The 22,688-nt window shown below is 35.4% G+C and carries 25 protein-coding genes; 17 read left to right on the top strand and 8 right to left on the bottom strand.

Translation table 11 applies throughout. The features are described 5' to 3' along the window. Nucleotides 1–22 precede the first annotated feature (22 nt). Together DFQ11_RS14090 and DFQ11_RS14085 are read left to right on the top strand one after the other, a co-directional pair. Nucleotides 23–562: a DUF922 domain-containing protein gene (locus DFQ11_RS14090; protein ID WP_229791309.1), complete on the top strand. Its 540-nt coding sequence runs from the start codon at nt 23–25 to the stop codon at nt 560–562. Nucleotides 563–674: 112 nt separating this feature from the next. Then, the gene (locus tag DFQ11_RS14085) at nt 675–902 is read left to right on the top strand and encodes a DUF3820 family protein (RefSeq protein WP_110476533.1); all 228 of its coding nucleotides are present in this window, start codon (nt 675–677) and stop codon (nt 900–902) included. A gap of 83 nt (nt 903–985) precedes the next feature. Here DFQ11_RS14085 and DFQ11_RS14080 read toward each other — a convergent pair whose 3' ends face one another. Continuing rightward, entirely contained in the window at nt 986–1,789 is an 804-nt protein-coding gene (locus tag DFQ11_RS14080) for a T9SS type A sorting domain-containing protein (RefSeq protein ID WP_110476522.1), read from the bottom strand. A gap of 276 nt (nt 1,790–2,065) precedes the next feature. Between DFQ11_RS14080 and DFQ11_RS14075 the strand changes: the two genes are divergently transcribed. From DFQ11_RS14075 to DFQ11_RS14025, 11 genes are all read left to right on the top strand, one after another. After that, nucleotides 2,066–3,682 carry a CTP synthase gene (locus DFQ11_RS14075; protein ID WP_110476521.1) on the top strand — a complete coding sequence of 539 codons (1,617 nt, stop codon included), beginning with the start codon at nt 2,066–2,068 and terminating at the stop codon, nt 3,680–3,682. A 174-nt stretch (nt 3,683–3,856) separates the two neighbouring features. After that, on the top strand, nt 3,857–5,770 hold the full coding sequence (gene yidC, locus DFQ11_RS14070) for a membrane protein insertase YidC (RefSeq protein ID WP_110476520.1): 1,914 nt from the start codon (nt 3,857–3,859) through the stop codon (nt 5,768–5,770). 54 nt (nt 5,771–5,824) lie between these two features. Continuing rightward, nucleotides 5,825–6,535 (top strand): toxin-antitoxin system YwqK family antitoxin, encoded by a 711-nt coding sequence (locus DFQ11_RS14065; protein WP_110476519.1) that lies wholly within the window; start codon nt 5,825–5,827, stop codon nt 6,533–6,535. A 244-nt stretch (nt 6,536–6,779) separates the two neighbouring features. Further along, nucleotides 6,780–7,070: a GIY-YIG nuclease family protein gene (locus DFQ11_RS14060; protein WP_110476518.1), complete on the top strand. Its 291-nt coding sequence runs from the start codon at nt 6,780–6,782 to the stop codon at nt 7,068–7,070. A 159-nt stretch (nt 7,071–7,229) separates the two neighbouring features. Next, on the top strand, nt 7,230–8,417 hold the full coding sequence (gene mnmA / locus DFQ11_RS14055; RefSeq protein ID WP_110476517.1) for a tRNA 2-thiouridine(34) synthase MnmA: 1,188 nt from the start codon (nt 7,230–7,232) through the stop codon (nt 8,415–8,417). A 105-nt stretch (nt 8,418–8,522) separates the two neighbouring features. Beyond that, nucleotides 8,523–9,464 carry an NAD(P)H-dependent flavin oxidoreductase gene (locus DFQ11_RS14050; RefSeq protein WP_110476516.1) on the top strand — a complete coding sequence of 314 codons (942 nt, stop codon included), beginning with the start codon at nt 8,523–8,525 and terminating at the stop codon, nt 9,462–9,464. 178 nt (nt 9,465–9,642) lie between these two features. Beyond that, nucleotides 9,643–9,867 (top strand): hypothetical protein, encoded by a 225-nt coding sequence (locus DFQ11_RS14045; protein ID WP_110476515.1) that lies wholly within the window; start codon nt 9,643–9,645, stop codon nt 9,865–9,867. Nucleotides 9,868–9,924: 57 nt separating this feature from the next. Then, nucleotides 9,925–10,443: a DUF3124 domain-containing protein gene (locus DFQ11_RS14040; RefSeq protein ID WP_110476514.1), complete on the top strand. Its 519-nt coding sequence runs from the start codon at nt 9,925–9,927 to the stop codon at nt 10,441–10,443. 112 nt (nt 10,444–10,555) lie between these two features. Next, nucleotides 10,556–11,947, top strand: coding sequence for an MATE family efflux transporter (locus tag DFQ11_RS14035; RefSeq protein WP_110476513.1), 1,392 nt, complete (start codon nt 10,556–10,558; stop codon nt 11,945–11,947). Between the two features lie 101 nt (nt 11,948–12,048). Continuing rightward, entirely contained in the window at nt 12,049–12,276 is a 228-nt protein-coding gene (locus DFQ11_RS14030) for a hypothetical protein (RefSeq protein WP_110476512.1), read from the top strand. Further along, nucleotides 12,276–12,845: a phosphatase PAP2 family protein gene (locus DFQ11_RS14025; RefSeq protein ID WP_110476511.1), complete on the top strand. Its 570-nt coding sequence runs from the start codon at nt 12,276–12,278 to the stop codon at nt 12,843–12,845. Before DFQ11_RS14030 ends, DFQ11_RS14025 begins: the two co-directional genes overlap by 1 nt. Here the strand turns inward: DFQ11_RS14025 and DFQ11_RS14020 are convergent. The 5 genes from DFQ11_RS14020 to DFQ11_RS14000 all read right to left on the bottom strand — a co-directional run bounded on the left by DFQ11_RS14020 (nt 12,832) and on the right by DFQ11_RS14000 (nt 17,557). Continuing rightward, complete coding sequence (locus tag DFQ11_RS14020) at nt 12,832–14,442, bottom strand: ArnT family glycosyltransferase (protein ID WP_110476510.1); 1,611 nt, start codon at nt 14,440–14,442, stop codon at nt 12,832–12,834. The genes DFQ11_RS14025 and DFQ11_RS14020 overlap by 14 nt on opposite strands. Continuing rightward, nucleotides 14,435–15,058: a lipid-A-disaccharide synthase N-terminal domain-containing protein gene (locus DFQ11_RS14015; protein ID WP_110476509.1), complete on the bottom strand. Its 624-nt coding sequence runs from the start codon at nt 15,056–15,058 to the stop codon at nt 14,435–14,437. Before DFQ11_RS14015 ends, DFQ11_RS14020 begins: the two co-directional genes overlap by 8 nt. Before the next feature lie 10 nt (nt 15,059–15,068). Further along, the gene (locus DFQ11_RS14010) at nt 15,069–15,785 is read right to left on the bottom strand and encodes a glycosyltransferase (protein ID WP_110476508.1); all 717 of its coding nucleotides are present in this window, start codon (nt 15,783–15,785) and stop codon (nt 15,069–15,071) included. A gap of 108 nt (nt 15,786–15,893) precedes the next feature. Then, nucleotides 15,894–16,976 (bottom strand): methylmalonyl Co-A mutase-associated GTPase MeaB, encoded by a 1,083-nt coding sequence (meaB, locus tag DFQ11_RS14005; RefSeq protein WP_110476532.1) that lies wholly within the window; start codon nt 16,974–16,976, stop codon nt 15,894–15,896. A 14-nt stretch (nt 16,977–16,990) separates the two neighbouring features. Beyond that, on the bottom strand, nt 16,991–17,557 hold the full coding sequence (locus tag DFQ11_RS14000) for a DUF2911 domain-containing protein (protein ID WP_189343024.1): 567 nt from the start codon (nt 17,555–17,557) through the stop codon (nt 16,991–16,993). 301 nt (nt 17,558–17,858) lie between these two features. On the opposite strand from DFQ11_RS14000, the gene DFQ11_RS13995 reads away from it, so the two are divergent. Next, the gene (locus tag DFQ11_RS13995) at nt 17,859–18,554 is read left to right on the top strand and encodes a peptidoglycan DD-metalloendopeptidase family protein (protein WP_110476507.1); all 696 of its coding nucleotides are present in this window, start codon (nt 17,859–17,861) and stop codon (nt 18,552–18,554) included. Nucleotides 18,555–18,600: 46 nt separating this feature from the next. On the opposite strand, the gene DFQ11_RS13990 is transcribed toward DFQ11_RS13995, so the two are convergent. After that, a complete protein-coding gene (locus DFQ11_RS13990; RefSeq protein ID WP_189343025.1) occupies nt 18,601–19,023 on the bottom strand; it encodes a hypothetical protein in 423 nt (140 codons plus the stop codon). Nucleotides 19,024–19,324: 301 nt separating this feature from the next. Between DFQ11_RS13990 and epsC the strand changes: the two genes are divergently transcribed. The 3 genes from epsC (at nt 19,325) to DFQ11_RS13975 (ending at nt 21,568) form a co-directional block, all read left to right on the top strand. Continuing rightward, a complete protein-coding gene (gene epsC / locus DFQ11_RS13985; RefSeq protein WP_110476506.1) occupies nt 19,325–20,116 on the top strand; it encodes a serine O-acetyltransferase EpsC in 792 nt (263 codons plus the stop codon). Nucleotide 20,117: 1 nt separating this feature from the next. Further along, nucleotides 20,118–20,996, top strand: a complete 879-nt coding sequence (gene cysM, locus DFQ11_RS13980) for a cysteine synthase CysM (RefSeq protein ID WP_110476505.1) — start codon at nt 20,118–20,120, stop codon at nt 20,994–20,996. Between the two features lie 149 nt (nt 20,997–21,145). Then, on the top strand, nt 21,146–21,568 hold the full coding sequence (locus tag DFQ11_RS13975; protein ID WP_110476504.1) for a DoxX family protein: 423 nt from the start codon (nt 21,146–21,148) through the stop codon (nt 21,566–21,568). Between the two features lie 164 nt (nt 21,569–21,732). Here DFQ11_RS13975 and DFQ11_RS13970 read toward each other — a convergent pair whose 3' ends face one another. Further along, nucleotides 21,733–22,245 carry a M23 family metallopeptidase gene (locus DFQ11_RS13970; protein ID WP_110476503.1) on the bottom strand — a complete coding sequence of 171 codons (513 nt, stop codon included), beginning with the start codon at nt 22,243–22,245 and terminating at the stop codon, nt 21,733–21,735. Between the last annotated feature and the right edge of the window lie 443 nt (nt 22,246–22,688).

Here is a 22,688-nt window from a genome sequence, read left to right as displayed (position 1 = left end):
TGGCATCAGGAAATAATTATCCGTGAAGTATAGTATTTTATTTATAGTAGCGTTTTTCGTTGGAAATATGTCTAACGAAGACGCTAAATCTTGGAGTGAGGGGCAAAAACTTTCATGGTCTGACTTTAAAGGGAATCCTGACCCTACATCGGATGCCGTTGCTTTAACAGCCTCTGGAATTACCTTTGGCTATTCTTTAAAAACCTCGGGAAAACGTATCGTGGATTATAGAACAACAGTAGAGGCACATTTCTACCCCAACAAATCTTGGTATGTAAAAAGTAGAGGAAATCATCATGTCTTAAGGCATGAGCAATTGCATTTTGATATTACTGAATTATATGCTAGGCAATTCAGACAGCAGCTCACCAAACTTGTGGTGAACCAAAATTTGAAAGAACAAATGAGAAGTTTACACGATTCCGTGAATAAAGCTCTGAACGAAACACAGATTCGTTATGATAAACAGACGAATCACAGTATGAATATTGAAAAACAAAAGGCCTGGGAACTATTTGTAGCGAAAGAACTGAAAGCCTTAGATCAATTTAAGTCTCATTAATTAAAAGCTCTAAAACTTCTTTAGTGTTTTAAAATTGAAACCTATCAAATAGGGTTTAAATTTGGGACTCAGAAAAAAAATCACCAATTATCATTATTTAGATTTTATACCAATGGAATTAGACGGATTAGCCCTTATAGAACTCGCACATTACAAAATGCCATTTGGTAAATATAAAAATCAATACTTATTAGATATACCAGAGCATTATTATATCTGGTATAGGCAAAAAGGATTCCCAGAAGGGAAATTAGGACGAATGATGACGCAGATGTACGACATAAAAGTGAACGGTTTAGAAGAATTGATTTACAATATTCGAAGAGATTTTAAAAAGTAAAGGTCTCGTGTAAAAAAGAGGAATAAATCATACGTTTATTCCTCTTTTTTAGGCTTACAAAGTTGTCTGTAGTTTATATCTAACTACTGTTTAAGAATTCTCAAGTTGTGTTGTCCATCCTTAGTGATAATCTTTACGATATAAGCACCGCTTTCAAGAGATGACAGGTCTAAGGATGATTTTGTAGCCTCAGTAACTTTCCAAAGTACTTCTTGACCAATAAGGTTGTATAAGTGTATAGCTTCAATAGGTGTTTTATACTCAATATTTAAAAAGTCTTTTGTAGGTGTCGGATACACAGAGAGTGCACTCGCGTCGAACTCATCAACACTAAATGCCCCAATAGTTAATGAGAAATCTATCGCTTGGCCAAAACCAGCAAAAATGCCGTAGTCTAAAATAGACATAGAAATGGCACATGGATCTTCAACGGCAACCGAGTCTGAATCTGTATAGGTTTTAGTAACCCTTATTCTAGTGGTGCCTTCAAGTGCTTCAGCGGGAACGGTAATATCAGCGGATACGGAAACCCCATCACCTCCCGTAGAATTTGAAAGTGTCCCAATAGGATAAACTTCATTACTGTCATCCAAAATACCGTTTTGATTCCAATCTATATATGCCACTATATTGGTGTCAAAAGGTCCATAAGTGTTACCTTCAACGACGATGGAATAGGTCTGACCAGATGTAATATTGATATTCGTAGACGTAAAGTCAATTAAGGCGTCACTAGTATTCGAATTCTCAATAATTGTTTCTCCGAATGTAATGGATGTAATTTCTTCAGTAGTACTACCACTGTCTAAGTCGCAATACGGGCTAGGAAATGTTTGAGCTTGCGTGCAAATACTTATTAAAGCAATTGCTAAAGTAATTTTTTTCATGAATAAGTTGGTTTTGATGATCTAACAATATAGTGAAATTATTAAATGTAAAGTATTCATTTTTAATAAAGTAAAAAAATGTGGTAGGAGGGTGTTTTTAAAATTTACGCATATTATGTGCATGAAATAATCTTGACCTCTATGATGAATGGTAAAATAGAAAAGCCCATATCATGGTCGATTAAGCCTTCCAAAGTTCTGCTTGAAAACAAACCTAAAACTATGCATTGTTTACTCGTTTTATTTTGTAAATTTGCCTGCGTTTAAAAGCGCAACATGACCACAAATCCTAAGTATATTTTTGTAACAGGCGGAGTGTCCTCTTCTCTCGGAAAAGGCATCATCGCAGCCTCTTTAGCTAAACTCTTACAAGCTCAAGGTTACAGAACGACCATTCAGAAATTAGACCCTTATATCAATATTGATCCAGGAACCTTAAATCCCTACGAACATGGTGAATGCTATGTAACCGACGATGGGGCAGAAACTGACCTTGATTTAGGGCATTACGAACGTTTTCTAAATGTTCCAACATCACAAGCAAACAACGTGACCACAGGTAGAATATACCAAAGTGTGATCGATAAAGAGCGACGTGGTGAGTTTTTAGGTAAAACGGTTCAAGTGATACCGCATATCACCGACGAAATTAAACGTAGAATTCAAATTCTAGGTAATTCTGGTGATTATGATATTGTCATCACTGAAATTGGTGGAACTGTAGGCGATATTGAGTCTTTACCGTACATCGAAGCCGTGAGACAATTAGAATGGGATTTAGGTGATCACAACACCTGTGTGATTCACTTAACCTTAGTGCCATACCTTTCAGCTGCTGGTGAATTAAAAACGAAACCAACACAGCACAGTGTAAAGACTTTAATGGAAAGTGGTGTCCAGGCAGATATTTTGGTGTGTAGAACCGAACATAAACTTAGTGCTGGAATCAAAGAAAAATTAGCGCGTTTTTGTAACGTGAAGAAAGAAGCCGTTATAGAATCTATAGATGCTTCAACAATATATGATGTTCCAAATTTAATGTTAGAAGAAGGTTTGGATAAAGTGGTCTTAAATCAGTTACAACTTAAAAGTGTTGTGCCGGATTTAAAACGATGGAATGCCTTTTTAAAACGTCATAAAAATCCTAAGAGTGAAATCACTATCGGATTAATTGGTAAGTATGTAGAACTTCAAGATTCGTATAAATCGATATTAGAAGCATTCATTCACGCCGGAGCGGAAAACGAAGTGAAGGTTCATGTAGAGCCAATTCATTCGGAGTATTTAACAGAAAGTAATATCGACTTTAAATTAGGGCATCTCGATGGTGTTTTAGTGGCTCCAGGTTTTGGTGAACGTGGTATTGAAGGAAAAATTGAAGCGGTTCGATTTGTACGTGAGCAAAACATTCCATTTTTAGGCATCTGTCTAGGAATGCAAATGGCCGTAATTGAATATGCACGAAACGTTTTAAAGCTTCAAGATGCAAATTCAATGGAAATGGATGAAAATACGCCAGATCCAGTCATCAATTTAATGGCATCACAAAAAGATGTCGTTAATAAAGGCGGAACTATGCGTTTAGGAGCATGGGAATGTAAAATTGAAAAAGATAGTATAGCATACAGTGTATATAAATCAGATTCAATTAACGAAAGACATAGACATCGATTTGAATTCAATAACAGCTATAAAGATCAATTTGAAAATTCAGGAATGAAAGCTACGGGCATTAATCCTGAAACTGGATTAGTGGAAATTGTAGAAATTCCTGAAAATAATTGGTTTGTAGGTGTGCAGTATCATCCAGAATACAAGAGTACTGTAAAGAATCCACATCCTTTATTTGTAGCATTTGTTGCTGCAGCTCATAAATTCAAAAAGAAAAAATAATAATATTTTATGTCAGTGTGGCGTAAAATTAACTTTGGACAGTTTTTTGGTGAACCAAAAGAAGGGCTTAAATTTGTCCCGCTGAATTTGTTACAGCATTAGTTATAAACATAGATTATTAATTACTGCTCAAGTAAATCTTAAGCAATGTAAGTCGAGAGACGTAAAATAGATATGGAAGAAAAGAAATTCGACGTTAATTCTATAATAGGCTTTGTTCTCATTTTTGGGATTCTATTATACATCATGTATCAAAATCAACCGACTCCTGAAGAGCTTGAAGCACAAAAAATAGCGGAACAAGAGCAGATTGAAGCCCAGAAGAAAGCACGTAAACAAGAGGAGACTTTAGTAACCACTGCAGACGATTACGTTGCTAATATTCAAGAGTTAGATTCTACTCAAAGAGCAGAGCTTCAATCTAAAGTAGGGTCTTTTGCCTATGCAATGACATTGCCTTCAGCAAAAGAAAAGTATACTACAGTTACAACAGATGTTTACGAATTAAAATTCAACACTAAAGGAGGTCATTTAGCTGAGGTAAAACTCAGAAACTTCGTAGATTACGATTCGGTTCCTATCTATATGGTAAAGGACAACAATAGTGCTTTCAATATTTCTTTTGGTACTTCTGATAATCGTATTTTAAATACACAAGATTTTCCTTTTGAACCAACAGTATCTAAAAGTGGTGATAACACTGTAGTTTCTATGAAACTAAAAGTGTCTGAAAGAGAGTATTTAGAATACCGTTACGAGTTGAAACCAAATGATTATATGATTGATTTTTCAATTAAATCACTAGGTTTAAGTGGTGTATTTAATACTTCTCAACCCATTACTTTAGATTGGCAGCAGAAAAGTATTCGTCATTCAAAAAGTATCAGCTACGAGAATCGTTATACAAGATTAACCTATATGTATAATGATGGGAAGGTTGATAAATTATCTCAAGGTGGTGAAGATGATGAAGAACTTAAAGATGTAGATTGGATATCTTACAGGCAGCATTTCTTTAGTTCTATTTTAGTTGCTAAGGACACTCCATTTAAAAAGGCAAGTATTACATCTACAGATTTAGTTGAAGATGAAGAAATTGATACTTTATATACTAAATTGTACACGACTAAATTGCCTTTAGCCTTTAGTGGTGGTGAGATCAATAAAAATATGACCATGTATTATGGTCCAACTGATAGTAAAACTTTAAAGCAATATGATAGAGGCCTAGAAGAAAGTATTCCATTTGGATGGGGGATTTTCGGCTGGATAAACAAAGCCTTATTTATTCCTCTATTTGGATTCTTAAGTAGCTTCTTGCCATATGGTATAGCTATTATCGTAATGACGGTTTTAGTAAAAATCATGTTGTCTTTTGTGCAGTATAAGCAATTCTTATCTCAGGCGAAGATGAAAATCTTAAAGCCAGAGTTAGATGCAGTAAGAGAAAAGTACAAAGACAATAAATTAAAGGCACAACAAGAAACCATGGCTATTCAGTCTAGAGCAGGAGCAAGCCCGTTAAGCGGATGTTTACCTGGTTTGATGCAAATTCCTGTGTTCTACGCCTTATTTATGTTCTTCCCAACGGCATTTGCTTTAAGACAAAAGAGTTTCCTATGGGCAGACGATTTGAGTTCTTTTGACTCTGTATTAGATTTACCATTCCATATTCCGTTTTATGGAGATCACGTGAGTTTGTTCCCAATCTTAGCTGCTATCGCTATTTTCTTCTATATGAAAATGACCACTGGTCAGCAAATGGCTACGCAACCTACTCAAGAAGGTATGCCTGATATGCAGAAAATGATGAAGTATATGATTTACTTCTCACCTCTGTTAATGTTAATTTTCTTTAATAATTATGCTTCAGGATTAAGTTTGTATTATTTCATATCTAACTTAATTAGTATCGGAATCATGTTAGTGATTAAAAACTACATCATTGATGAAGAGAAAATATTAGCCAAAATTGAAGTCAGCAAAAAGAAGCCAAAGAAACAAAATAAGTTTCAAAGAAAGATGGCTGAAATGATGGAGCAAGCTGAGCAACAAAAGCAAGCACAGCAAAGAGGTAAAAAGAAATAAAAGTTAGTTTTTTGAGTTGTATTAATACTCGTGAATGTAATTAGAAGTTGATCAATGAAAAAACAGAGATTATTTACTGGTATTATGGTGTCGTTAATTTGTGTTATGGGCTTTTCTCAAAGTGCCGTAAATCAGTATGATGCTAACGGAAAACGACACGGGTTATGGACAAAAAACTATCATAATACAGATCAGGTACGTTATAAGGGTGTTTTTAAACATGGAAAAGAGGTCGATTCATTTAAGTATTATACCCTTTCCTCTGGTAAAAGTGTTTTAAGTGCGGTAAAAGTCTTTAGAGAAAAAGATAGCCTGGCCGATGTTTCTTTTTTCGCGTCTAATAAGAAGGTGATTAGCGAAGGGAAAATGAATGGTAAGCGATTCATTGGCGAATGGGTGTTTTATCACAAAAACTCTTCGGCTAAAATGATTGTAGAAAATTATAACGACGAAGGCTTATTACTTGGAGAGCGCTTTGTGTACTATAAAAATGGATTGCTAGCCGAATCTGCTCACTACAAAGATGGAAAACTACATGGAGAAGCCAAGTGGTTTACGGAGCAAAATAAACTTATACGTCAGTCCTATTATAAAGAAGATCAATTAGACGGCGAAACAAAGTATTATGATGCAGACGAAAATCTAACCTCCGAAGGAGAGTATACTAAAGACCGAAAATCGGGCATCTGGAAGTATTATCAAGACGGAAAAGTAGTTAGAGAAGTAGATCATACAAATCAAAAAGTAATTTCAAAAGAGCAATAGTTTACGCTATACTTTAGATAATATTTCAGAATGGCAATCTTAATACGATTGCCTTTTTTATTTTGTAATTTTGCCGGAGTTTTTCGGACTACTAAAGAGTGTGATATTGAGCTAAGTTCTAGACATGCCGACAATCCATCTGATTTACATTTGATTTCATAATAATATGTTTGTCACTTCGAGTGGTTTTCGAGGGACGAGGAAACTGTATCGAGAAGTCAGGTTTTCTAACTAATTTTAATTCATGAAAACATATTACGTTTACATATTGGAGTGCAGCGATAAAAGTTATTATACAGGATTTACATCAAAACTAGAAGCAAGAATACGAGATCATCAAATTGGTACTTATTTGGATTGTTATACCTATAGTAGAAGACCTGTTAGTTTAGTTTTTTATGCCATGTTTACAGATCCGAATCAGGCCATTTCTACTGAAAAACAAATTAAGAAATGGTCACGAGCAAAGAAGGAAGCTTTGATAAATAATGAGTTTGAGAAACTGCCTAATCTTTCTAAGAAAAAGTTTAATTAGTTCTCAATACTTTTTTTGTTTCGCTCCACTTCACAAAAAACACTCGAACTGACATCATGTTTCAATTTATGACTATTTTTGCACGTTAGAAAGGTTCGTGGTACAATTATATCTAAAAATCACTTATAACCGATAAATAAAATATTAAAGTAAATAACTATGAAACGTGTCATTGTAGGACTTTCCGGAGGAGTAGATTCGAGTGTTACAGCCTATCTTTTAAAAGAGCAGGGCTATGAGGTGATCGGTCTGTTTATGAAAAACTGGCACGATGACTCTGTGACTATTTCAGATGAATGTCCTTGGTTAGAGGATAGTAATGACGCCATGCTCGTGGCAGATAAATTGGGTATTCCTTTTCAAACTGTAGACTTAAGTGAGCAGTATAAAGAGCGTATTGTAGACTATATGTTTAATGAATACGAAAAAGGACGTACACCGAATCCTGATGTTTTATGTAATCGCGAGATTAAATTTGATGTCTTTATGGACATCGCTATGGAACTCGGAGCAGACTACGTAGCTACGGGGCATTATTGCCGAAAAACAACTATAGAAAAAGACGGCAAAGAAATTCATCAATTATTAGCGGGAGCCGATAAAAATAAAGACCAATCTTACTTTTTATGTCAGTTGTCTCAAGCACAATTGGCGAAAGCATTATTTCCGATAGGCGAATTACAGAAATCGGAAGTAAGAGAAATAGCAAAAGCCCAAGATTTAATTACGGCTGAAAAGAAAGACTCTCAAGGTTTATGTTTTATTGGCAAAGTTCGATTACCGGAGTTTTTACAACAACAATTAAAACCTAAAGAAGGGGTCATTGTTGAGGTTGATGACTCTTTCGAAACCTATAGCCAAGCGATACCTAAGTTTGATTCTAAAGAATCTGAACTTGAGTTTCTTTCAAAGAAGCCTGTCTACAATAAATCCGATGGAAAAGTTGTAGGAAAACATCAAGGAGCGCATTATTTTACAAAGGGACAGAGAAAAGGTTTAGGTGTTGGCGGAACGGTTGAACCCTTGTTTGTGATTGAAACCGACGTGAATGAAAACGTAATCTATACAGGCCAAGGAAAACAACATCCAGGATTGTATAGAAATGTATTATTCGTTTCTAACGACGAATTACATTGGGTTCGTGAGGATCTAGCCTTGAAAGATGGGGAAACTATGGAGGTTTCAGCAAGAATTCGCTATAGACAACCCCTAGACAAAGCTATTCTTCATAAAGTGGAGTCAGGTATGTACGTTGAATTTGAAAACAAACAATCTGCCATTACCGAAGGACAATTTGTAGCCTGGTATTTGAGAGATGAATTGCTAGGTTCGGGAGTAATTTCTTAAATTGCCAATTAGATTATGGTCTTATCATAAGTTGGACGTCTTTTGATGTTCTAACTGATGAGCTATGTCTTTATTTTACAACAATTTCATAAATAGTATAGCACAATGGCAAATAGAATTACATCACTTTTCAATATAAAACATCCCATCATTCAAGCAGGTATGATATGGAATAGCGGTTGGAGATTAGCTTCAGCAGCGAGTAATTCAGGGATTTTAGGATTAATAGGCGCAGGCTCAATGTATCCCGATGTTCTTCGAGAGCATATTCAAAAATGTAAAGCAGCTACAGACCATCCTTTTGGGGTTAACGTTCCTATGTTATATCCAAATATTGAAGAAATCATGGATATCATTGTTGAAGAAGGTGTGAAAATTGTCTTTACTTCAGCAGGAAATCCGAAAACCTGGACTAAATGGTTACAGGACAGAGGAATTACAGTAGTTCATGTGGTAAGTAGCGTAAAGTTTGCCTTAAAAGCACAGGAGGCAGGAGTAGATGCTGTTGTGGCTGAAGGATTCGAAGCTGGAGGACATAACGGAAGAGATGAAACAACCACCTTGACTTTAATACCTATGGTTAAGGAACAAATTAAGATTCCATTAATCGCGGCAGGTGGAATTGCCACAGGAAAAGCCATGTTAGCCTGTATGGTCTTGGGAGCCGATGGCGTTCAGGTGGGAAGTCGATTTGTTGCTAGTGAAGAATCTTCTGCACATGAGGCTTTTAAACAAGTTGTCGTGGATGCTAAAGAAGGTGATACACAATTAACTTTAAAGGAATTAGCTCCAGTCCGACTGATAAAGAATAAATTCTTTAACGAAATTCAAGAGCTTTACAAAACCGCACCAACTCCAGAGCAGCTTAAAGAACTCTTAGGTAGAGCAAGAGCTAAACGTGGCATGTTTGAAGGTGATTTAGAGGATGGCGAATTAGAAATCGGTCAAATTGCTGGGCTAATTCATGATGTAAAACCTGTTGCAGAAATTGTTGCGGATATGGTTATAGAGTTTGAAGAAGCGAAACAGAATGTGCAAGCCTTATAAGATTTCTTGGCTTTAGCGATAAGTTCCATCGTGAACTAATGGATTTGAATTGAAAGATTGTCGCTGCGTTTAACAAATAATTGAAGAAACGCCTAAGTTATATCATAATGTTTAACTTCGTTGAAGGTTTGCATTACATCACTAATGAAGGTGATAAACATGATAAACTTAATGTATTATGAAGTTAAATTTATTGTCTTGTGATGCTCAAAGGCCGGATAAAAGAGCGATAGCCAATTGTATGGTCGAAATTTCGAACACTATGAGCAATTCTTTTGCAAACGAACTTACCGATATACTTGTAGAAGGTGATGCTGTTGATATTGAAGTCAATGATAAAAACTCAGGTTCGGCACTAAGAGCTTTACGAAAACTTAGTATAGACTACGAAATAGTAGAATAAGCCCTCAAACAAAATTCATTATCTTAATTTTGTAGTTGTCCATTAAATTATCACAACATGAAAAAAATCCTAATCTTATATATGTCTTTACTAGGTTTATATGCTTGTGACAATACGGTAAAAGATGAAGATTATCAAGACCCAAAAAAAGTCAATTGGAGCGAAAGGGTGGCTCAGGTTTCGGCATCAGATTCTTTAGTACAAGGACAGTCGTACATATCCATTTACTCTCAAATCTATAGTTTTTCTCACCACAAAACTTATAATCTTACGGCAATGGCTAGCTTGCGAAATACAAGTATGCACGATACGATTTATTTGAGTAAAGCCGATTACTACGATACCCACGGTACGCTTTTAAAAAGTTATATCAAGACAACCGTGTATTTAGCACCTTTAGAAACTGTAGAAATTGTTATCAACGAAACGGATATTTCAGGCGGTACAGGATCTAACTTTTTATTCGACTGGCAAACGCCTCAAAATTGTCCTGAACCTATTTTTGAAGGTGTAATGACATCAACAGCAGGCCAACAAGGTTTGTCTTTTACAACCCAATCCAAGCGATTGCATTAGAAACTTTACCCTTATTACTTCACTTTAGCTTAAAGCTTATCTCTTAAATATTTCACAATAATTTACCAATTATTTCAGTTTTAAAACTAATCGGAAGTGTTACTTTTGCGCCATGATTTTAAGTAACTACACAAAGGAATTTAAATATAACCTCAAACTTGCATCACCAGTGATGTTGGGTATGCTTGGTCATACCTTTGTTAGTTTTATAGATAACATCATGGTGGGGCAATTGGGTGCCGCAGAATTAGCTGCAGTGTCTTTAGGAAATAGTTTTATTTTCATTGCCATGTCACTAGGGATTGGTTTTTCTACAGCCATAACGCCATTAGTGGCTGAAGCTGATACAGAAGGTAATTTCGAAAAGGGAAAATCGGTTTTTAAACATGGTCTATTTCTTTGTACCCTTCTAGGACTCGTGCTTTTTACCATACTCTTGTTTGCTAAACCTTTAATGTACATAATGGATCAGCCTGCGGAAGTCGTTGATTTAGCTATTCCATATCTAGATTTAGTAGCATTTTCCTTAGTACCATTAATTGTTTTTCAAGCATTAAAACAGTTTAGTGATGGTTTGTCCCTAACTAAATACCCAATGTTTGCTACTATTGTAGCGAATGTACTTAATGTGGTGATTAACTATTTACTCATCTTTGGTAAGTTTGGTTTTCCTGAAATGGGTATTGTTGGAGCAGCCGTTGGAACTTTAGTTTCTCGATTTGTAATGGTCGCCTATCTCTGGTGGTTATTAGCCAAACGTGAAAAATCAAAAGCGTATGTGACCAATATTAAATTCTTTCAATTAAGTAAACAACCTATTCGAAAGTTGACGAATTTGGGAATGCCAAGTGCCATGCAAATGTTTTTTGAAGTTGGTATTTTTACGGCCGCAGTTTGGTTAAGTGGAACCTTAGGAGCTAATGCTCAAGCCGCCAATCAAATTGCATTAAACTTATCATCTATGACCTTTATGGTGGCAACAGGATTAAGTGTTGCTGCAATGATTAGAGTGGGTAACCAAAAAGGTTTAAAAGATTATATATCCTTAAAACGTATTGCAGAATCTATATTTTTAGTCGGTTTTATTTTTGCAGTGACTTTCGCACTGTTTTTCGTTGTCTTTCATCAGTTCCTACCAGAATTGTATGTGGACTTAGATGATCCTGTAAATGCTTTAGACACCAGAGAAGTGGTTGGTATAGCATCGACTTTATTATTAGCAGCTGCTGTTTTCCAAATTACCGATAGTCTTCAAGTCATTGCTCTAGGTGCTTTACGTGGTTTGCAAGATGTGAAGATTCCAACCTTGATCACATTCATTTCGTATTGGGTGGTTGGATTTCCTATTAGTTATTATTTAGGAAGAGAAGAGGTGTATGGAAGTTTAGGTATTTGGGTTGGTTTAATTGCTGGGCTTAGTGTAGCTGCAATATTACTGTTTATAAGATTCAACCTTCTTACTAAGAAACTCATTATGAAAAACAGTTTAAATACTAATAGTTAGAGAACTCAATTTCATTTACTATTTTTGCTGACATAATAATTAAAATCATAAGCGCTGAAAGTTCTAAACAAGTTTCATGCTTATCACCTTTAACTCATCAAATGGAATTACCAAAATTCATCTTAGGCGATAATACAGATTATCCAAACGCTATTTTTATTATTCATACCGAATTCCCTCGCTTTGTAATTAACCTTGAAAATGATGAGGTAGAGTTTTTTGAAGAATTCGACCAGCATGATGAAAAGGAATTAGAAACTGAAATGGAAAACTACATTCAGCAAGCGACCGATTTTTACGATAGAGAAATAGCGAGATACGAAGATTAATGCTAGATCAACTTTTAGAGTACGATAAGGAGCTTTTTTTATACCTCAATAATTGGGGTTCGGAGACTTGGGATAAGCTTTGGTTGATTATCACCTACAAGTTTTCTTCAATTCCTATTTACGCGACTTTACTTTATTTAATCTATAAAAAGTTTGGTTGGAAAGCTTTATTAATGATGGTCTTTGTTATCGCAGCCATGATTACATTTACCGATCAAATTACAAATATTTTTAAAGATACATTTCAACGTCCAAGACCCTGCAGAGCAGAAGGTATTATGGATTTAACGCGTTTTGTCGCGCCGCGTTGTGGGAAGTATGGGTTTTTCTCCGGACATGCCTCTAACTCTATGTCAACCGCTGTTTTTGCAGGACTCTTGTTAAGACCATACTTCAAAAATTTAATCTATCTTATGTTGATTTGGAGTATAGTTGTAGCCTATAGTCGTATTTATGTTGGCGTGCATTATCCTTTAGATATTGTATGCGGATTAACTTTTGGTGCAGTAACGGGCTACGGATTCTATAAGCTTAATAAGTACCTTTTGAATAAATTTATTTCCGAGTAAGTTTATATAGCTGATTCACTAATCTTTTATTATACCCGTTTTTAGAGAAGTTTAAATCGTAGGTTGCTTCAAACTCTATAGTGTAAAGATGAGATAATGCTTCAATATCTTCAGGATTCGTCGAAGTTGTTAATAATCTAAATTCCTTTTCCTCAGGAACAATAAAACCTTCTTCCGTCTTTAAATTAGGGATTTTATCGCCATAATTATAAATGGTTTCTGGTGCCACATAATCTAAATGGTATAGTGGAATTGCATCAGCATTTATTTCGGAAATTGGCTTATAGGTCGGGTGTGCTTGGACTTTAGCCAAGGGTAAGGCCAAGAACCCAATACTGAGCATAAAGGCGATTAGAAGATAGAATGCCACCTTAATGTTCTTGGCTCTCAGGTTTTTAAAAATGAAAATTCCAATGAGTATTAGAACGATACTCGTAACTACAAATCGAACTAATGCAAAACCAGATAATGAAGGTATTAAGAAGAATCCTGTAACCCAAAATAACAGAGCTAAAAGTCCTATTAACCCAAAATGAAAGTATATAGGTAAGGTTCCTCTTTTAGACTTTAAATTTTTGAATTCACGAATGATATAGTCGATATAAAACCCAATATTAAAGGCCAACGGAATTAATACAGGCATTAAATAACGTGACTTCTTTTCAGGAATAATAGACAGTAAAATTACAGCGATTATTGTCCAAAAAAAGCTGAAGCGATACGCTTTTAAATGAATCACCCTCGATTTTAAATAGGGGTAAAGTAAGCTAATAAAAGCGGGTATTGTCCAAAGTCCACTTTGAACAAAGAAACTCCAATAATAGTAAAAAGGTCTAACGTTATAACTGCTCCAATTCGAAGTTTCACGCGTAGCAATCGCATTGAAAGTTTCAGGATCTGCAAGTCTAACATGCATATACCACCATCCACCTAAAACTATTCCAAAAATGAGAAGGCTCAACAGTTTTAAAAAATGAAGAACGCCCCCTTTATATTTAAAAGCGATGCCATAAGCAAACAGAAATGGCAAGAACAGTGCATAAAGTGAAACGGGGCCTTTAGATAATACAGAACCGGCTATAAATAACACGAATAATAAACTATGTACAATTGAAGTAGATTCGCTTTTCAACATTAAAAACAATTGAAATAAAGCCAACAACATAAATCCATGAGCGTAGATATCCCAAGGGGCTTCAATAGTAATACCTATGATATAAAAGGAAGTCAGTGCTATAAAACCATTAATAACACTATGAGATGTTCTGAGTTCCAATTCTTTCGATAATAGATAGACAGAAATACCAATGCTCGCTAAAAACAATAAGGCAGGTAATCGCAGTGCGAGAACAGATGAAATTCCAAACATATAACCAAAGGCTGCCGTCAACCAGGTTGGCAAGGGAGGTTTTTCGTATCGAGCTTCGCCATTCATTGTCGTTAAAATCCAATTATTATCCGTGAGCATTTCCCTTGCCGAAATAAAGTTTCGAGCTTCCATAATGCTTACAGGAATGGCATCAATGGTAAAGCCAAGCATCATAATTACAAATAATAACAGGCTTATAACCGGATATTTTTCAATGTATTTAATCATCAGATTTTCTAATTAAATAGGCGTTACGAGCATAAATGACTAACCCAAATAAATGACCAACAAACAATACCGGATCTTCTCTTATAATGGCATAGCTTAAAATTAAACCTGCCCCAATTAAACTCAGTATCCAAAATCCTAATGGTAATGTCGATTCTTTAAGACGTTCAGAATATATCCACTGATAAACAAAACGCAAAGTGAAAACCACCTGAGCTATAATGCCTAAAACTAATAACCAAAGAGGAATAGTTTCTTTATTAAACAGAAGATCTAAGTCTATTTTATTGTTGTTATAATAAAACACCACAATAAAAACAGGTACTATAATTAATAAGTATTGAACCACTTTTGGGAATTTTTTCCACTGGTCTTGAAGCTGTAAATTTCGGATATAAATGTAGTAAGTTAAGCTCTGTCCTAACATGATTGAAAAATCCAATCTTAAATAGCCGTAAATAAATAACAGAAACGATGCGACTAAGCTCAAAGTCCAAAATGTGGTGGGTGTAATTACCTTTCCTTGTTTTTCTGAGGTAATCCATTGGATGATTAGCCGAGAAGAAAATAAAATCTGAGCTAAAAATCCTATGCTGTAAATAATCCAGTCTTTCAAATTGTATAATTTATTTGCTAGATTTTTCTACCTCGTAATTAATGTATTTCTTCTTCATCCATAAATAGGCGAAGCAATCCATTAATGGTCCGAAAAGCCGATTCCATAGTCCAAAATTTGCGGTTCCTGCCATTCTTGGAAAATGCTGTACAGGCACTTGTATAATTCTACCCTTTTGCAATAAAATCATAGCAGGTAAAAAGCGATGCAAGCCTTTAAACATGGGGATGCGTTTAGCGTAGTCTGTTTTAATGACTTTAAGCGGGCAACCCGTATCGTCCATGCCATCATGTGTAAAGGTGCGTCTAATGCCGTTAGCGATTTTAGACGACATGTTTTTAACAAAAGAATCTTTTCGATTAGAACGAACGCCAGTCACTAATTCATGTGTATCAATATGATCTAACAGAATATTAAAATCTTCTGGTGTGGTTTGCAAGTCGGAATCTATATAACCAACCAATTCTGAATCGACATAATCAAAGCCAGCTTTAATAGCTGCACTTAACCCTCGGTTTTGTTTAAAGGAGATATAATTAAAAGCCTCGTTACGTTCGCAAATAGCTTCAATTAACGCTTGACTATTATCACTAGAACCATCGTTAACAAAGAGAACAGACGAGGTTACCTTTGCTATTTTAAGATAGTTCGAAAGTTCGGTTTCTACACGTTCTAAATTGTCCTCTTCATTATAAACCGGAACTATGATGGTAAACTTATATGTCATGCGCTAAAGGTCTTAGTCGGTACAAAAATATTGTTTTTTTATATCAGAACGAAGGTCTTGTGATTTAAAAGTAGAATCTTGAAAATGTAAGGTAAAACTGAAGCGCATCTACTGAAGTGAAAGTAAATATTCTGCCGCTGCAAAAGGAGTTGTCTTTCCTGCCTCCACCAACATGATTTGAGCTTTTAATTCGACTTTGATGTTTTCTGAATTGTAGAAATTAGATTTTAAGCGTTCCTCTATAGTTTGAAGCAGCCAAAATTTATTCTGATTGTTCCTATGGCTATCGAAGAAACCATTATCCGAAGTGGTTGTCGTATAGTTTTCAATCATTTCCCATACTTCAGAAATCCCTTCGCGTTTAAGACCACTACATAAAGACACTTTAGGTGACCAGCCCGAAGCTTTTGCTGGGTATAGATGCAATGCTCTGTTAAATTCTACCTTAGCAGTCTTGGCAGCTTTGATGTTTTCACCATCAGCTTTATTAATAACAATAGCATCGGCCATTTCAATAATCCCGCGTTTTATGCCTTGGAGTTCGTCTCCTGCACCTGCTAATTTCAGCAATAAAAAGAAGTCCACCATACTATGTACAGCAGTTTCACTTTGGCCAACACCAACGGTTTCAATAATAACAGTGTCAAATCCTGCTGCTTCACATAGAATTATGGTTTCTCGCGTTTTCCTCGCGACACCACCTAATGAATCACCTGATGGCGATGGTCTAATAAAAGCATTCTTATCTTTTACTAAATCTTCCATACGGGTTTTATCACCTAATATAGAGCCTCTACTTAAGGTACTACTAGGATCAACGGCTAACACGGCAACTTTCTTTCCCAATGAGGTTAAATGCAGTCCAAAGGCTTCAATAAAGGTGCTTTTACCTACTCCAGGAACTCCTGTAATACCAATTCGTATCGATGTATTCGCGTGAGGTAAACAGGCGTTGATGATTTCATTCGCTTTTTGAGAATGGGCAGGATTGGTACTTTCAATTAAAGTAATGGCTCTGCTTAAAGCCGTTATATTTCCGGAAGTAATTCCAGAAACTAAGTCCTGAGTCGAAGGTTGTTTTCTTCGTCTGGCTTTAAAGATTTCGGCAGCATTAGAACTTAAACTATCTGGAGATTCAACGCCATCTTGTTCCTGTAATGCCGATTTATATGTTTTATCTTTCTTTGCCACAAGCAACGATCAACTTACGATTTAGAATTAGGGTGAACTTCTAAAGGCACTTCAATTAAGATATTATCCCATGCCATAGTGAGTTTCAGGTGTCCTGTCTTATTGTCAAAGGCAATAGTAAATTTTTCTACCACCACATCTAATTCTTCACTTGGAACTTCCAACACAAGGGCATCATAATTGGGGTCCCACATAGGTTCCATTTTTTCATTAACACCCCATTCGTATTGTTTGGAGTTGAACATCACTTTCCATTTCTCTTCATTTGGTACTGTCCAAATCGTGTATTTCCCTTTTTTTAATCGCATGCCATCGATTAATAGGTCTTTATTGGTTTCAAATGTTGTAGCCTCATTCGCTCCGGTTCGCCATACTTTATTAAAGGGTACGAGTGCACCAAAAACTTCACGGTCGCGCTTAGATGGTCTGTTATACTCCACTTTTAATTCTAGGTCGTTGAGTGATATTTGTGCAGAATCCTTTGGACTCAAACGTGGGGAAAATATATTTTCAACAAATACAGAATATAAAAGTAAGCCTATAGCCAAAATAGACAGGATAATAAGGAGGCGTTTTAACATAGTGGTTAATCTTAAATAGATTTAGTTTTTAATTGAAAATTTCGATGTTCGATTTTCACGATTTAAAGATAATTCAATTCCCTAACTTTTTAGAAGCAAACGATGAAATTTAAGTAATTCTTATAATTTAAAATATTTTTATCAATTTATGGAGTACCTATGTATTAAAACAGAATAGATAGGTTATACCTCTAGTTATACGATTAAAGTTCGAAAATTGACGGTAGTTAATAAAAGATAGTTTGTGATGAAGAAAGATAAGTTACAGCGTATTGTTTCTTATTTTTAGTAAAAAATAGTTATGAGCTGTACCAGATTTGAAGCTTTTTTAAAAACTCTGAAGCCTTTTCCGCTCTTAGGTGAAAACCTAAAGTCTGAAGAGTATATATCCATCGATTTATCTGTTGATAATATAGAGTTAAATGAGATTAATATTGCTTCCTCTGACGATTTAGAACTTTATATATTTAGGAATATGAAGGCGAAAAAGGCTAAGGTTGCCTTTGGAGGCTATCTTGAGAAAAGAGGAATCTATCAGCGTAGTGATTATTTTACGAAAGAACATCCTGAGGACCAACGACATATTCATTTAGGTGTCGACCTATGGGCTGTAGCAGGTTCTTCTATATATTCACCATTACAAGGTGTTATTCATAGTTTTAAAAATAATACTAACTATGGAGATTACGGGCCGACTATAATTTTGAAGCATGATGTTAATAACCAATCATTTTATACATTGTATGGACATTTAAGCCTAGAATCTATTGCAAATTTGAAGGTTGGAAGCGAGGTGAAACCAGGTCAACAATTAGCTACTCTTGGAACTTCAGAAGTTAATGGTGATTACCCACCTCATTTACACTTTCAAATCATTAAAGACCTTCAAGATAATTATGGCGATTATCCCGGCGTATGCTCCGATAAAGATCTAGGTTTTTATAGAGAGAATTGTCCTGATCCTAAGGCTCTAATCGGTTTGAAAGTACTGACTTAAAATGCCATTGAATTTTCTTCGATAACATTTTGTTCTGAATCTAAATTTAAGAGATATCTTCTGTCTTCTTTATTTGTCGAGAACCTAATTGATGTCCTAAATAGAATCCAATAAGCGCTAATACTCCATCTGAAAGTGTAAACCAAAGCTCTTTAGGGAGCGTAATAATATTAAAAAATGTGGCGGCCAGCATTAAAACACCAACAATATAACTTGGAATTAAACTCGTTTTAGAAATTTTAGCAGCAACAAACATACCTGCTACAATTCCAAAAAAATGTGCTAATACTACAAAAACTTTAGCCCCTGTTGGAATCAGATGCATATTCTTGCTAAGCCAATCTAAATTCAACGGATCTGCACCTATAGGTAAAGGAAATAGGTTTTGACCTATTAGAGATTCAAAAATATAAACGGTGGCAGAGGCGACAATAAAACCAATAATTGTAGCTAATATATTTCTAATCATGTGATATGGTTGCTTAAGCTAAGCAAGGTAATAAAATAGAAGTGCAGATTTGTAGATTCTGATATTATTTTTTTGCACCATTACAATGCGTGAATAAAGTATGTTTTACAGTCGATTATATCTACAAGGAATCTTGATTTACGATATCGAAATAATAAAATGTATGGCGTCATATTCGTCTATTTCTCTGTTTGATGTTTATCTTTGAGTAAATGGACAGCTGAAGTATAAAAACGTCTAAACCGATGCAATCGAAATAATTTATACTCCTGTTTAGTTATCATTCCTATAAATAAATACTATGAATCACGCTTTATTATTAGAAGCTATAAAGAATCAAAAACAAGACATTAAGGTGTCGATAACCTTAAAGAAAGAATCCCAAAGGTTTACGCAGTTATTATTTAATGCTTTATTTGATGAGGGCACAGATGCTGAACAAGCATTAGTAGAACTGGAAGTCTTATTTACAAAGATTAGAGATTTGGCTTGTCCACATATTGTTGGGAAGCCTTGCAAAAGATGGGAGGACTTTACAAAAGTGATCCCTGATTTATTCTGCAGTTTGAAAAAAGATGCTACAACGATTTACAATAATGATCCAGCGGCACATTCCATAGAGGAAGTCTATTTAGCCTATCCAGGTTTCTTTGCCATCGCAATTTATAGAATGGCTCGTGTGTTTTATAGCTTAAGTTTACCACTTATTCCACGACTTATGACCGAGTATGCGCACCAATTAACAGGAATTGATATTCATCCTGGTGCTCAGATTGGAGATGACTTTTTTATCGATCACGGCACAGGAATCGTTATTGGAGAAACGACAATTATTCATGATAATGTAAAAATTTATCAAGGGGTAACTTTAGGCGCGCTCAAAGTGGAAAAAGAACTTGAGAATACAAAGCGCCACCCAACTATTGAAAAGAATGTGGTGATTTATGCTAATGCGACTATTTTAGGTGGTAAAACGGTCATAGGTGAGAATAGTATTATTGGAGGAAATACATGGTTAACTCATCCTGTGGCAAAAGACTCTATAGTTTTGCATAACCCCGATGTACAAGTAATTAGAAAAACAGAGCGTTAAAATGAATAAAACAATAATTGATCAAATAGGAAATACACCATTAGTGAAATCGATGGTATTGAATACAAATCCTAATGTGAGTTTGTATTTTAAGTTAGAAGGCGACAATCCAGGTGGAAGCGTAAAGGATAGAGCCGCCTATAATATGATAAAAACAGCACTTGATACGAGACAGATAGATAAAAATTCCAAACTGATCGAAGCAACTAGCGGAAATACAGGAATAGCATTGGCGATGATTGCTGGAATATTTAAACTCGACATCGAACTAGTGATGCCTGAAAGTGCTACTAAAGAGCGTGTTCAAACCATGAAAGCTTATGGGGCTAAAGTAACCTTGCATCCAGATGGGATTGAAGGTGCTCGTGATTATGCGGAATCAAAAGTTGAACATGAAGGCTACTTTTCATTCAACCAATTCGCTAATGACAATAATTGGAAGGCACATTACAAATCTACAGGGCCTGAAATATGGAGAGATACTAATGGCGAAATAACACATTTTGTATCTTCTATGGGAACGACAGGAACCATTATGGGAACATCAACCTATTTGAAAGAACAAAATAAGAACGTTCAAATTGTAGGGGTGCAGCCTACAGACGATTCTAATATTCCTGGCATACGAAAATGGCCTGAAGCCTATTTGCCAAAAATCTTTGATGCTTCAAAGGTCGATAGAATTCTAGAGGTGAGTCGGGATGAAGCCGTGGCAATGACTAGAAGATTAGCAAAAGACGAAGGCATTTTAGCGGGAATGAGTAGTGGTGGCGCTACAGCTGCAGCTTTGAAACTGGTTAATGAATTAGACAGCGGCATTGTTGTTAGTATTATTTGCGATCGCGGTGATCGTTATCTGTCTTCTGATTTGTTTGAATAAAGAAGTATAAAAACTGATGAGTATATGTGTCTCTTGATATGTGAGAAATACTTTCAAAATATTAAAAATACAGTATGTTTTATAAATGTTAGATGATGTCTTATTGAAAATGATTAACTTATAGTAGTTTAATCAAAGTCAGTTGTATCATGGGCTATATTAAAACACTGAATAAATGGGCTAATGCGCACACGTATTATCCTCTTGATCTCTTACGAATCGCTTTAGGCGTATTTTTGTTCTATAAAGGCATTTTCTTTATGTCGAATATTCACCTATTAATAGATTTATATGAGCCGATTAACTCCTTAGCAGGTGATATAATGTTAGTGCATTATGTGGCACCCGCTCATTTTATTGGAGGTTGTTTAATTGTTTTCGGGCTATTAACACGTTGGGCTATTATAGCTCAACTACCAATTCTAATTGGAGCGGTTTTAATAAATTTCATAGGTGTGATGAATCCAACAAACCTATTGTTGTCATCAACCGTGTTGTTTTTATGTGTTTTCTTTTTATTCTATGGATCTGGTAGACATTCGGTAGATAAATATTTGAAAATGCAGCAGTAAGCAGGAGGTGAAGAATCAAAAAGCTGTGCATTAATTTTTCGATATTCTAATTGGAATAATCGAGAGGCACCACCTTATGTATCGTTTTATGAGGCCTGCCGCGTATAAATATGCTTAATCGGAATACAAAATCATCTTTTAATTAATGGTCTAAATGAAATTTCTTAGTTTTCGAAATATTCAATGGGGTTGAGATAAAACATCTTCATCCAACCTTGCCTATCTGAATCCATTCTCCAAACGTAAGGAAGCATGCTTATGATAGAGTAGTGGAGATGAGGTGGTTTACCTGCACCGTTTCCCGTAGAACCCACCGTTCCTATGCTTGTGTTTTTATTGACAAAGGATAAAGATGACGATTTTAATTCATGGAGATGTGCGTAATAATGTAATCTCCATTTAGGACCTAGTACCACAATAATATTGCCACCAACAGGAATTTTACCAGCATATAATACCATGCCAATGGTAGAAGCTTTAATATCGGTTCCCTTTTTAGCAAACACATCAACCCCTTTGTGCGTAATAGATTTTCCCCAAGGGTAATACCAAAAAGATTCAGAATTGTAATCGGACTGGCTTGCACCTGTAACAGGCATCTGTAAGTTTTGAGGAATTAATAATCCAATGATGACAATAGCTAATAATCCGATGAGGATCTTTTTACGAGTTTTCAATAGTGTTAATTTAAGAAACTATAAATTTATGAAACTGTTTGTAAAGTAGAGATTTTAGTTGGTAGATGGTAGTTTTTAGTGATTATATGGAGAGACACGCAGAAGCTATTAGAAATTAGACGGCTGGAAGCTAGAAGTTGGATGTTGGAAGCTGGAAGCTAGAAACTAACATAAATGACTAAAATCGATTCACTTTTCACACTCACTGACTCACTATCTCACTGACTCACTAACTAACCCCTAATCCCTTACACCTCACCACCGTCAGTTCGAGAGTTTCGAGTGCGCGAGAAAAGTATCGAGAACTAATGGAGCTAAGAAGTTATTCCACAGAGACACACAGTGAGAACACAGAGAAGACACAAAGCCCCTCAAACAATCACCAACCCAAGCAAATAATAAAGTCCCCAATTTCGACAGGGTCGAAAGCTCAATTTGCAGAA

Source organism: Winogradskyella epiphytica, assembly GCF_003217215.1.
Classification (GTDB): domain Bacteria; phylum Bacteroidota; class Bacteroidia; order Flavobacteriales; family Flavobacteriaceae; genus Winogradskyella; species Winogradskyella epiphytica.
This window is presented reverse-complemented; position numbering and strand designations above follow the sequence as displayed.

Bases quoted from the DNA above. Each gene is read 5' to 3' on its own strand.
- DFQ11_RS14085 (WP_110476533.1), top strand. From the start codon at position 675: ATGGAATTAGACGGATTAGCCCTTATAGAACTCGCACATTACAAAATG.
- DFQ11_RS14080 (WP_110476522.1), bottom strand. From the start codon at position 1,789: ATGAAAAAAATTACTTTAGCAATTGCTTTAATAAGTATTTGCACGCAA.
- DFQ11_RS14075 (WP_110476521.1), top strand. From the start codon at position 2,066: ATGACCACAAATCCTAAGTATATTTTTGTAACAGGCGGAGTGTCCTCT.
- yidC (WP_110476520.1), top strand. From the start codon at position 3,857: ATGGAAGAAAAGAAATTCGACGTTAATTCTATAATAGGCTTTGTTCTC.
- DFQ11_RS14065 (WP_110476519.1), top strand. From the start codon at position 5,825: ATGAAAAAACAGAGATTATTTACTGGTATTATGGTGTCGTTAATTTGT.
- DFQ11_RS14060 (WP_110476518.1), top strand. From the start codon at position 6,780: ATGAAAACATATTACGTTTACATATTGGAGTGCAGCGATAAAAGTTAT.
- mnmA (WP_110476517.1), top strand. From the start codon at position 7,230: ATGAAACGTGTCATTGTAGGACTTTCCGGAGGAGTAGATTCGAGTGTT.
- DFQ11_RS14050 (WP_110476516.1), top strand. From the start codon at position 8,523: ATGGCAAATAGAATTACATCACTTTTCAATATAAAACATCCCATCATT.
- DFQ11_RS14045 (WP_110476515.1), top strand. From the start codon at position 9,643: ATGAAGTTAAATTTATTGTCTTGTGATGCTCAAAGGCCGGATAAAAGA.
- DFQ11_RS14040 (WP_110476514.1), top strand. From the start codon at position 9,925: ATGAAAAAAATCCTAATCTTATATATGTCTTTACTAGGTTTATATGCT.
- DFQ11_RS14035 (WP_110476513.1), top strand. From the start codon at position 10,556: ATGATTTTAAGTAACTACACAAAGGAATTTAAATATAACCTCAAACTT.
- DFQ11_RS14030 (WP_110476512.1), top strand. From the start codon at position 12,049: ATGGAATTACCAAAATTCATCTTAGGCGATAATACAGATTATCCAAAC.
- DFQ11_RS14025 (WP_110476511.1), top strand. From the start codon at position 12,276: ATGCTAGATCAACTTTTAGAGTACGATAAGGAGCTTTTTTTATACCTC.
- DFQ11_RS14020 (WP_110476510.1), bottom strand. From the start codon at position 14,442: ATGATTAAATACATTGAAAAATATCCGGTTATAAGCCTGTTATTATTT.
- DFQ11_RS14010 (WP_110476508.1), bottom strand. From the start codon at position 15,785: ATGACATATAAGTTTACCATCATAGTTCCGGTTTATAATGAAGAGGAC.
- DFQ11_RS14000 (WP_189343024.1), bottom strand. From the start codon at position 17,557: ATGTTAAAACGCCTCCTTATTATCCTGTCTATTTTGGCTATAGGCTTA.
- DFQ11_RS13995 (WP_110476507.1), top strand. From the start codon at position 17,859: ATGAGCTGTACCAGATTTGAAGCTTTTTTAAAAACTCTGAAGCCTTTT.
- DFQ11_RS13990 (WP_189343025.1), bottom strand. From the start codon at position 19,023: ATGATTAGAAATATATTAGCTACAATTATTGGTTTTATTGTCGCCTCT.
- epsC (WP_110476506.1), top strand. From the start codon at position 19,325: ATGAATCACGCTTTATTATTAGAAGCTATAAAGAATCAAAAACAAGAC.
- cysM (WP_110476505.1), top strand. From the start codon at position 20,118: ATGAATAAAACAATAATTGATCAAATAGGAAATACACCATTAGTGAAA.
- DFQ11_RS13975 (WP_110476504.1), top strand. From the start codon at position 21,146: ATGGGCTATATTAAAACACTGAATAAATGGGCTAATGCGCACACGTAT.